The organism is Desulfosporosinus sp. I2, from assembly GCF_000960765.1.
Taxonomy (GTDB): Bacteria; Bacillota; Desulfitobacteriia; order Desulfitobacteriales; family Desulfitobacteriaceae; genus Desulfosporosinus.
Map to the genome: position 1 here is coordinate 1 of NZ_JYNH01000165.1, position 9,977 is coordinate 9,977.

A 9,977-nucleotide genomic window follows, 5' to 3' on the forward strand; every position below is an offset into this window, starting at 1 on the left:
AGGTAAGTAGTGAACTGGACCAAAAAACACCGGTGTAGCTTTTAGACTACTCCGGTGCATTTATTCAAGATTCAAGATTTAAAAACTCGATTAGGCGGATTCTTCTTTCTTGCTTTTTTTTGACTTTATCCGTCATCACAAGTAAAGGTTCTTCTTTCTTTAAGACAACATCCTGGGTGACGACGCATTTCATAACGTCACTGCGCGAGGGCAAATCATACATTACGTTGAGCATGAGTTCTTCAACAATAGCCCTTAAACCCCTCGCCCCAGTATTCCTTCGAATCGCTTCAGTCGCAATCGAAGAAAGTGCTGCGTCCTTAAATTCAAGAGTGACTCCGTCTAGTTCCATCAGTTTTTGGTATTGCTTAACTAAAGCATTCTTGGGTTCAGTTAGGATTCGGACTAAAGCTGCTTCATCTAAAGCCTCAAGGGTTACTATCACGGGTAAACGTCCTACAAACTCAGGAATTAACCCGAATTTTTGAAGGTCTATTGGTAAAATATCTTTCAAGACTTCGCCAACATTTCTTTCAGATTTGTTCTGAATATTGGCACCAAAGCCCATGGTCTTTTGTCCAGACCGATTTTGGATAATTTTCTCAATTCCATCAAAGGCTCCACCCACGATAAAGAGAATATTCGTGGTATCTAATTGAATGAATTCTTGATGCGGATGTTTGCGACCTCCTTGAGGAGGAACACTAGCAACCGTTCCTTCAAGGATTTTCAGTAAGGCTTGCTGGACTCCTTCTCCGGAGACATCCCGAGTAATCGATGGGTTTTCCGACTTACGGGCAATCTTATCGATTTCGTCGATATACACAATGCCTTTTTCCGCTTTCTCGACATCGTAGTCAGCTGCTTGAATCAATTTGAGGAGAATGTTTTCTACATCCTCACCCACGTATCCCGCCTCTGTCAGTGACGTGGCATCCGCGATTGCGAAGGGGACATTAAGGACTTTGGCTAACGTGGAGGCCAGCAAAGTTTTCCCTGAACCCGTGGGACCTAGCATGATAATGTTCGATTTTTGCAATTCTACATCATCAATTTTCATGCCAAGGTTGATTCGTTTATAATGGTTGTAAACTGCTACCGAAAGTGCCTTTTTAGCCTGTTCTTGACCAATAACATACTGATCGATCACTGCCCGAATTTCCTTGGGTTTCAGAATGTCTCCGATTTCAACACCCAAGTCGTCCGTCAACTCTTCCTCAATGATCTCATTACAGAGTTCAATACACTCGTCACAAATATAAACGCCTGGACCCGCGACCAATTTTTTTACTTGCTCTTGGGTTTTACCGCAAAAAGAACACTTTAATTGATTTTTGTCTTCGGTGTACTTTGCCATCCTCTCACCTCTATACCTCAGAATTTCACCCTCAAGCCGTAGATCTTAGGTGTTCTGCTCTACTAAATAGTTGACCGTCTTTTCGCTGATCAAACTTTGTTTATAGAACTGAAGTTCTCCACGGGCAATGAGGGCATTTTTGAGCATTTTAGCGTCCTGTCCATGAAGCTCACTTAGTTTTTTGATCTCTTCATCTACTTCGTCTTCCGAGACCTCAATTCCTTCTACCTTGGCAATAGTTTCTAAAACTAAATCCATTTTAACGCTCTCTGCAGCTTGAGGACGCAAGCGTTCCTGCATAACTTCCTCTGTTGTGTTGGTGAACTGATAGTACTGCTCCATAGTCATGCCTTGTTGAGTAAGATTACGATTCAAGTCCTCTACCATAACCTTAATTCGTTCTGTAATCATGACCTCTGGAATCTCAACACTAGCATTGTCTACAACTTTAGCTATGATTTTCTTGAGGTGTTCATCTTTCATTCTCAATTCGGTACTCTTCATTAATTTATTCCGCAAGTCGCTTTTCAATTCATCGAGAGTCTCAAATTCACTGACATCTTTTGCAAATTCATCATCCAGAGCGGAAAGTTCCTTGCGCTGGATCTTTTTGACATCTGTTTTGAAAACGGCACCCTTGCCAGCAAGCTCTGTACTATGATATTCATCTGGGAAGGTAACGTTGACTTCGACATGTTGTCCAATTTCTGTTCCGAGCAGGCCTTCCTCAAAACCAGGAATAAAGGTGCCCGAACCAATGGTCAGCTCATAACCCTCCGCTTTACCACCTACAAAGGGCACCCCATCTACGAAGCCTTCAAAGTCAAGGGTAATGGTATCATCATTTTCGACCTTGCCTTCTTCAAGCGTTACTAAGCGGGCATGTTGTTGCTGTTTGCTTACTAGAGCTTCCATAACTTGATCTTCTGTGATGCTCACTGCATCTTGTTCAATTTTAAGCCCTTGGTAAACTCCAAGCTCAACCTCTGGCTTGACCATAACCTTTGCCTTGAAGATTAGATCCTTACCTTCTTCAATTTGTACTAGGTCCACTTCAGGACGATCAACAGGGTCGATTCCGCTTTCCATAACCGCTGTTGCATAGGCTGGTCCGATTAAATGATCTAAGGCTTCATCATATAGGGCTTCTTTTCCCACATGTAGTTCAACCATACGGCGTGGAGCTTTACCTTTTCTAAACCCGGGAACATTAACCTTTTTCGCTAAATTCTTGGCTGCTTGGTTTACAGCGCTGACGAATTTTTCTGAGTCTACAGTTACTTCCAAAGCAACAAAATTCTTTTCTAATTTCTCTACCGAGACTGACATATATTCTCCCCCTTAAAAGACTAATTTACTCTATGTGCAAGGCAGTTGTGGGATACTTCGATAGTCTTACCGTTTTTTCAAGACTACAAACCCCCGCTAAGGCCAAATACATCTAAAGAAGCTTAATGGTGACACAAATCTAAGACTTTCTAAATTGAACAAAAAATTTACTAATCAATTATAACAGACTTATAACACGTAATCAAATTGCCTAAACTAGTTCAAATGCCTTGAATTAAAGGGGCATTGTATAGAGGTATCTGCAACGTCAATTTGCGAATCTATCTAACGCGTTTAGCTTGGATAACTCTGATTTTTCAGGACAAAATAATTTAGGTAAAAATCTAGTACTCAATGAGTCCCTCTTAGTATAAAGAAAACTTGGCTGGCGCCAAGCCTTGCGAAGGCGGCCGCCTTAGTTGCCCTTATACTTCCAGACGAAGACACTGTCTTCGCACGTATTAGCCTTCTTGCAGTATATAACGAAGTTATACTTTCTGACTAGTATAAAAAAGGAGATTAGTTATGCCTTTAGTTGTTTTCAGAACTCTTATTCTTTACGCGCTAGTTATCGTCGCACTTCGTCTGATGGGAAAAAGAGAGATCGGTCAATTGCAACCCTTTGAGTTGGTCGTTATTCTCATGATATCCGACTTAGCTGTCGTACCCAGTGAGAATGTGGGTATTCCACTCCTCAGCGGTATCATCCCAATCCTAGTCCTTCTCTCTGCAAGTCTAACCTTAGCATGGATTTCCTTAAAAAGCCAAACAGCTCGAGGTATTATCTGCGGAAAGCCAAGTCTTCTCATCGAACGCGGAAAAATTCTTGAAGAGGAATTAAAGAAGAATTGTTATAACCTAACCGACCTACTCGAGGAACTGCGCCTCAAAAACGTCCCTAATATCGCTGACGTGGAATTTGCCATATTGGAAAACAACGGCCAATTAAGTGTTTTTCCTAAATCTCAGAAAAGGTCAACCATCCCTGAGGATTTTCAGATCACGCCTAAATACGAAGGGTTACCCTTAACCCTTATCATGGACGGCAAACTTAATCACAAGAATTTAGAAAAAAGTAATAAAAATCTGACGTGGTTAGAAAATGAACTCAACCTTCAATCTATAGGGAACGTTGAAGAGGTACTCATAGCAAGTCTTGATTCTTCAGGTAACCTTTTCGCGCAAGCCAAGCAGGGTCGTTCCAAAACTAAGCACAATATAGCGAGGTGAACCCCGTTGCGCACCCTAATCACGATTATAACCATTATTCTATTATTATTGGTTGGTTCAATCACTTCAAATCGCTTCATTCAAACTACAACCCAGAAAATTGGGGATCAACTTAATATTGTCGAACAATCCCTCTCCAATCGGAAATGGGAATCAGCTAAAAACGAATTGACAACTGCACAAAAAAGTTGGGAAATGAGTAACCTCTGGTGGAGTATCCTCTTCGATCATCAAGAGATCGACACTATTAACCTTAGCTTAACGCAGTTAGAAAACTATATTAAAGCGAAAGACTTTTCAGATTCCCTCGTAGAACTATCTACAATAAAACTTCGACTAGAAAATCTAAAGGAATCTACTAAGTTAACTGTAAAGAACATATTCTGAAAAAATAAACTAAAGGTACGCTGAGATGTTCTCCCAAGCGTACCTAATTGTTTCATTATTGGTGCGGGAAACAGGACTTGAACCTGCACGGTTTACCCGCTGGAACCTAAATCCAGTGCGTCTGCCAGTTCCGCCATTCCCGCATAATTGAATTCTTGTGCCAGAAGAAATAATATCATAGTTCAAGTAATATGACAAGCATTTGATATATTTACCAATTTTGCTATTGGTTTTACCTCAATTTGTTTTATCATGCTTATTAGTATTAACCTACACTCTGCATCAGCCAAAAATATTCAAAAATTAAAATTGACAAATTAATACCCACCAAAACTAACAAATTTTTTAACCAATTTACAGGATATCTCCAATAATAAAACAGGATATTAAAGACGACTAGGAAAGCTGAACAGATACCCCAATATGTATAAAGGTCTGGATCCTGTGAGAATAGATGAATAAACCAGACTATCGGGATAAACAAAAACACACTCATAAAGGTAATCATCGTGTAACCAATCAAGCGACGAAGATCGTCCGCATCCGGCTTAGCTTTACCCATTTCTTTCCCATCGCCTTTCCTACCGTCTTTCCTACCGTCTATAACACAATTCACTTTCAGCTTTTAAATTCTAACCTTAGTATACCACGTATTACCTCTAACTAGGAAAATCAGATCACTTAGTCCGTTTGACAGTGCGAACTCGAGAGTACGGGGTGCTACTCCTACTTGTAGAAATAAGAAGTCTCACGACTGGATGAATGTATAGCACAGGAAAAGCGACTCCCCTATAGAGCCGCTTTTAATTATTATTATAGTTTTCAAATGTTCCTATCAATTAATCCTTTTTAGGATTCCCTTTTTTGCCCCCATCATTCTTATCCTGACTCTTTTCTTTTTCTTGTTTATCCGATTTAGGTTTAACTTGCTCTTTGTTATTACTTGGTTCAGGCGAATGAATACTAGTAGGTTCCTGCTGAGGTTGAGCTGGAGAAATGGTCACAGACGTAGGCTGACTGGAAGAAGGTTCTTGAGCGACTGGAGTAACCACATCTGTATCATCATCCTTAGTATTAATATCATCAGTCTCTTGCTCAACCTTTTCGAGTTTAATGTTTCCTTTTTCTTCGATCGACTTTTTAAAGTCCTTTAAGGCTAGCTTAGCTTGCTTTTCCAAAGATTTTTCACTAGCCACTGAAGTCGTTACTTGAGTCGATTCCGTCGACGTTGGGGTAGTCGTTGGCGTAGTCGTTGACGTTTCTGTCGTTTCAACAGGAGTTACTGGAGCTACAGCCGTTTTCTTTTCAAGCTTGTTAACAGCTTTTTCCATAGATCGCACCACATTAAGCGCTAATTTTTGCGCAGCTTGCGGTGGGAGCTTATCTAATAAATTGCTTAGAACATTAATATTGTTTGAATTAACATTTGTAAGAGCGAGGGCAAGCTTTTTGGCTTGTTCAGATTCTGGTTCTTTGGCTAGTTCAAGGAATTCCTGAGCCTTGGTGATTTTATCGGCGTATTCACCTAACGCGATCTGAGAATCTTCAGTCTTTCCTTCTGCCATTAATTTCTTCGCTTGAGCCAATTTTGCGAGTGCTAGTCTTTCACTCAACTCCCCCTTGCGCACGGGATCAAACGACAGAGCAATTTGAATTTTAGTAATTAAAGTGGTTAACCAATTGGAAGGAGTAATTTCACTGCCATCGGCACCGGTAACTGTGTCCGTAGTTGCTGTATCTGTAGCTGTTGTGCCCGTGGCTGTTGTATCTGTGGCTGTTGTGCCCGTGGTTGTTGTGTCTGTGGCTGTTGTGCCCGTGGCTGTTGTATCTGTGGCTGTTGTGTCTGTAGCTGTTGTGTCTGTGGTTGTTGTACCCGTGGCTGTTGTATCTGTGGCTGTTGTGCCCGTGGCTGTTGTATCTGTGGCTGTTGTGTCTGTAGCTGTTGTGTCTGTGGTTGTTGTACCTGTGGTTGTTGTGTCCGAAGTCGTTGTCAAAGTAGTTTCAGCGAAAACCATGGATGTACTTAGTGGGAGTGTCAGTAGTGCTACCGTTACGGCAACTGCAAGTTGTTTTTTCATCGATTTCATTTACTTTCCCCTTTTCTTTTTCTTTAACTGAAGTGGTTTAATAGTAACATTGTCTTAAAGTTGTATGTTTTACAGCGTTTGGAATTATGTTTGGGTTTACTATCCATCTGCATCGACCTTACATAACTACTTACGGCGACAAAGAGCTGATTTAAGGGGGTCTATAAAAATAAAATGCCAAGAATTAAATAAATTCTTGGCATTTTATATTCTAACAATATTTAAATCGTACATTAACTTCAAGTTATTCCCAACTACAATTATATCAAGCCCTCTACTAAAGTGAGGCTTCTGGATAATCATCGCCTTTTAATAATATGCGCTTATCAATATCTCTATAACATGTTGTTTAATATGAGTTTAATCAACAATATAAACAAAAACACCAAGAATTAATTCTCGGTGTTACTTTTACGTTATGGGGTGGGTGATGGGGCTTGAACCCACGAATGCCGGAACCACAACCCGGTGCGTTAACCACTTCGCCACACCCACCATAAGAAATGAAATTTTTGGTGCGCCTGGAGAGATTCGAACCCCCGACAACCTGCTTAGAAGGCAGATGCTCTATCCAACTGAGCTACAGGCGCATCTTAATGGGCCAACTCAAACTCCCAGGTCTACAATTTGCAGCCTTACCAAGGCAAAAAGCTTTTGCCATACCGACAACTGCAAATACGAACTTCAAACCTCGAACTTCGTACCTCGATAATATGGTCGGGGCAGAGGGATTCGAACCCCCGGCCTCCTGCTCCCAAGGCAGGCGCGCTACCAAGCTGCGCTATACCCCGATTTGGTGACTTAGTCAGTATAGCTCATCTTTATCCATTCGTCAAGGATAGAAAACAATTTTATTACATTTTTCTCAGTTCCATTTTCTGCCTTTTCGTTTTCATTTATTTCTTCACTTTTCACTTTTTCATCTAGGTTATAATATGCCCCTTTAGTGCTTGAAGTATTGGGATCACCTTGCGAAACGCTTGGGCTCGATGACTCAATTTGTTCTTCTCCGTCAAAGTTAGTTCTGCCATGGTTCGTGCATACTCTGGAACGTAAAAGAGCGGGTCATAGCCAAATCCTTTCTGACCGCGACGTTGCCTTAAAATTTGTCCCTCGACACTACCCTCAGTTAGAAATTCTTCCCCCTCAGGGGTGACTACCACCAAGGCACAACGAAAGCGAGCCGTTCGACTGCCATCTGGGATGGATTCTAATTCTTGAAGAAGTTTGTCATTGTTGCGTTCATCGTCTTTTGGCTCTCCTGCAAAACGCGCCGAATAGACCCCAGGTGCATTATTTAAAGCATCAACTTCTAAACCAGAATCGTCCGCTAGGGCAATCAACCCCGTTTTTTTAACAGCAGCCCTAGCCTTCAAAGCAGCATTGTCCGCAAAGGTCACACCATTTTCTTCTACATCTTCCCATTCCTCAATATCTTGTAAGGAAAGAACGTCAATTGTTTCATCCGCCAGCAGTTCTTGGAGTTCTTTAATTTTTCCTTGGTTCTGAGTCGCTAATATAATCTTCATGCGGTCGTTTCCACCGCCGACTTTTGTACATCCATCAGAGCTCGGATTCCTTTTTCCGCGAGTTGCAAAAAGTTATCTAAATCCGCTCGATCAAAGGGGGTATCTTCTGCTGTCCCTTGAATTTCGACATACTTTCCTGAACCCGTCATCACAACATTCATATCAACTTCTGCTTGGGAATCTTCATCATAAGCTAAATCTAAAACCGCGTGCCCCTGGACCTTTCCCACAGAAACCGCAGCCAAGGTATCTAGAAGCGGGTTCGTTCTAATGAGCTTTTTCTCCATTAAATACTGAATTGCATCAACTAGGGCTACGTAGGCACCCGTAATAGCTGCAGTTCGGGTTCCTCCGTCCGCTTGGAGCACATCGCAGTCCAGCCAAATAGTACGTTCACCAAGCTTTTTCAAATCCACCACTGAACGAAGTGCCCGACCAATCAAACGTTGAATTTCCATCGTTCGACCCGTCAGCTTTCCTTTGCTTGCCTCACGTTGTGTCCGAGTTTGAGTTGCCCGCGGAATCATGGCGTACTCGGCCGTAACCCAACCCTTACCTGACCCTTTTTGAAAGTAAGGCACTTTTTCTTCGACGCTCGCTGTACATAAAACCCGAGTATCTCCGATCTCGATCAGAACTGAACCCTCAGGTATGTTTGTAAACTGTCGTGATATCTTCACAGCTCGTAATTCATCATAAGCCCGACCATTTGAACGTTGCATATTGATAACCTAGCCTTTCCTCATGTAAGTCAATTTTTAACATTTATCGTTTTTAGTTTATCAGAATCAAAAGCGAAACGCCAGGAGAAGGGAACCCAACTCGTGAAGCTGCTAAATATTGCGATTACACCCTCCGAACAAATCGACCGACCGGGTCGGCGATAGTTCTTCGCCTACAATACCAGCAATCGTATAAAGCTGGGCAATCGGATCAAACCTGAATTCCTTGAGCAAGTGGAACCCTTTAATCTCGCCGGATCGCCTAATATGAATTCGAGGACCCGTGCATGGATAAAGTATTTCCCCCACTCGAATGTGATTGTCATTGGCAAAACAAATAGGCAGATCTGCTTTGATTAAATCCAAGACACGTTGCTCTACCAAGTCTAGATCAATATCCGGTTTTTCAGGCAGTTCCAAGACAAAACCATGTTTAATGTCACTATGCACTTCAGGTTTCTTCAAACCCATTTCTTCTAAGATCATCGAAGTGATATCCTCAGCACTATGGGCCATGCGACGATACTTAATGGAATCAAAAACAATCGCTGCTATACTCTGTGGCTCTGGTCCGAACACTGTCGGACGTGTTACAATCACTTCTTCACCGACACCAATCAATACTTCAGCATTTATCCCCAGCTGGGAATAGACAAGATCGAAATGTTCAATCACAACGCGGTGCCCGGTTGAGATTGTTTTTTGAATGGCTTCGGCAATTTTCCAAGGCTGAGTAAACGCGGACTCAAAGCGAACATCTAAATGGTAGGTATGATAACGAAAGTGACCACGTTCAGCATCTTCCATCAAGGGTAACGGTCGAATGTTAATACCATCATCATCGTTGGTAAGTTCGAGTCCAGGAAACATTCCTCGGATCAGCAATGATTTGCCAGCACCTGCATCTCCAATAAATCCAATCAATTTATCCTCCGGACTTAAATATCGCTGTTGGATATTGGTTCCCAGAAAAAGAAGACGTTTCTTCCCTCGCGGAGCAAAATAAACCGCTTGCATCAAATGCTCGTGCACAAACATGGCCAAACAATAGCCCCCCCATTTCAATTTATTGGCTTGGCTTTGGCTTAGATATATTATCTCACAGGATAGCTTACAATAATACCCAAATTTCGCTCTTCCTCAAAACGTTTTTGTAATAAAAAGGATGGCGAAAATCAAAAGGAGAATTAGTGGCTGATGAACTAAATAGATACCCAATGAATTTCGACTTAACCAGAGAATCGGTCTAGATTTTAGCTGAAACGAAAATCTTGGTATCGATAAATTATAAAAATGCCGATAAGCTAAAATACCTAAAAAAGTCATTCCTACATAC

Annotated in this window: 10 protein-coding genes and 4 tRNA genes; 2 read left to right on the forward strand and 12 right to left on the reverse strand. The window is 41.7% G+C overall.

Annotated features, from left to right (window positions below; translation table 11 throughout):
* Positions 1-64: 64 nt before the first annotated feature.
* Together clpX and tig are read right to left on the reverse strand one after the other, a co-directional pair.
* Positions 65-1,357, reverse strand: coding sequence for an ATP-dependent Clp protease ATP-binding subunit ClpX (gene clpX / locus UF75_RS22555; RefSeq protein ID WP_045576787.1), 1,293 nt, complete (start codon positions 1,355-1,357; stop codon positions 65-67).
* A gap of 45 nt (positions 1,358-1,402) precedes the next feature.
* Entirely contained in the window at positions 1,403-2,686 is a 1,284-nt protein-coding gene (gene tig / locus UF75_RS22560; RefSeq protein WP_045576788.1) for a trigger factor, read from the reverse strand.
* Positions 2,687-3,211: 525 nt separating this feature from the next.
* Between tig and UF75_RS22565 the strand changes: the two genes are divergently transcribed.
* Together UF75_RS22565 and UF75_RS22570 are read left to right on the forward strand one after the other, a co-directional pair.
* Positions 3,212-3,916 (forward strand): DUF421 domain-containing protein, encoded by a 705-nt coding sequence (locus UF75_RS22565; RefSeq protein WP_045576789.1) that lies wholly within the window; start codon positions 3,212-3,214, stop codon positions 3,914-3,916.
* A 6-nt stretch (positions 3,917-3,922) separates the two neighbouring features.
* Entirely contained in the window at positions 3,923-4,303 is a 381-nt protein-coding gene (locus tag UF75_RS22570; protein ID WP_045576790.1) for a DUF4363 family protein, read from the forward strand.
* A gap of 59 nt (positions 4,304-4,362) precedes the next feature.
* Here the strand turns inward: UF75_RS22570 and UF75_RS22575 are convergent.
* The 10 genes from UF75_RS22575 to UF75_RS27655 all read right to left on the reverse strand — a co-directional run.
* Positions 4,363-4,446 (reverse strand) — tRNA-Leu (locus UF75_RS22575).
* Between the two features lie 122 nt (positions 4,447-4,568).
* Positions 4,569-4,865 (reverse strand): hypothetical protein, encoded by a 297-nt coding sequence (locus UF75_RS22580; RefSeq protein ID WP_045576791.1) that lies wholly within the window; start codon positions 4,863-4,865, stop codon positions 4,569-4,571.
* A gap of 277 nt (positions 4,866-5,142) precedes the next feature.
* Positions 5,143-6,390: a DUF5667 domain-containing protein gene (locus UF75_RS28645; protein WP_052693547.1), complete on the reverse strand. Its 1,248-nt coding sequence runs from the start codon at positions 6,388-6,390 to the stop codon at positions 5,143-5,145.
* 419 nt (positions 6,391-6,809) lie between these two features.
* Positions 6,810-6,885: transfer RNA gene (locus UF75_RS22590), tRNA-His, on the reverse strand.
* A gap of 18 nt (positions 6,886-6,903) precedes the next feature.
* Positions 6,904-6,980: transfer RNA gene (locus UF75_RS22595), tRNA-Arg, on the reverse strand.
* A gap of 124 nt (positions 6,981-7,104) precedes the next feature.
* A tRNA-Pro gene (locus tag UF75_RS22600) sits at positions 7,105-7,181 on the reverse strand.
* 132 nt (positions 7,182-7,313) lie between these two features.
* Positions 7,314-7,919 (reverse strand): XTP/dITP diphosphatase, encoded by a 606-nt coding sequence (locus UF75_RS22605; RefSeq protein WP_045576792.1) that lies wholly within the window; start codon positions 7,917-7,919, stop codon positions 7,314-7,316.
* The gene (gene rph / locus UF75_RS22610; RefSeq protein WP_045576793.1) at positions 7,916-8,641 is read right to left on the reverse strand and encodes a ribonuclease PH; all 726 of its coding nucleotides are present in this window, start codon (positions 8,639-8,641) and stop codon (positions 7,916-7,918) included. Before rph ends, UF75_RS22605 begins: the two co-directional genes overlap by 4 nt.
* Before the next feature lie 111 nt (positions 8,642-8,752).
* Entirely contained in the window at positions 8,753-9,679 is a 927-nt protein-coding gene (locus UF75_RS22615; protein WP_045576795.1) for a hypothetical protein, read from the reverse strand.
* 102 nt (positions 9,680-9,781) lie between these two features.
* Positions 9,782-9,977, reverse strand: a 196-nt coding sequence (locus tag UF75_RS27655; protein ID WP_156146567.1) for a heparan-alpha-glucosaminide N-acetyltransferase domain-containing protein, incomplete at its 5' end; no start/stop codon positions are given.

Coding starts and splice junctions, on each gene's coding strand:
- clpX (WP_045576787.1), bottom strand. CDS start 1,357: ATGGCAAAGTACACCGAAGACAAAAATCAATTAAAGTGTTCTTTTTGC.
- tig (WP_045576788.1), bottom strand. CDS start 2,686: ATGTCAGTCTCGGTAGAGAAATTAGAAAAGAATTTTGTTGCTTTGGAA.
- UF75_RS22565 (WP_045576789.1), top strand. CDS start 3,212: ATGCCTTTAGTTGTTTTCAGAACTCTTATTCTTTACGCGCTAGTTATC.
- UF75_RS22580 (WP_045576791.1), bottom strand. CDS start 4,865: ATGGGTAAAGCTAAGCCGGATGCGGACGATCTTCGTCGCTTGATTGGT.
- UF75_RS28645 (WP_052693547.1), bottom strand. CDS start 6,390: ATGAAATCGATGAAAAAACAACTTGCAGTTGCCGTAACGGTAGCACTA.
- UF75_RS22605 (WP_045576792.1), bottom strand. CDS start 7,919: ATGAAGATTATATTAGCGACTCAGAACCAAGGAAAAATTAAAGAACTC.
- rph (WP_045576793.1), bottom strand. CDS start 8,641: ATGCAACGTTCAAATGGTCGGGCTTATGATGAATTACGAGCTGTGAAG.
- UF75_RS22615 (WP_045576795.1), bottom strand. CDS start 9,679: ATGTTTGTGCACGAGCATTTGATGCAAGCGGTTTATTTTGCTCCGCGA.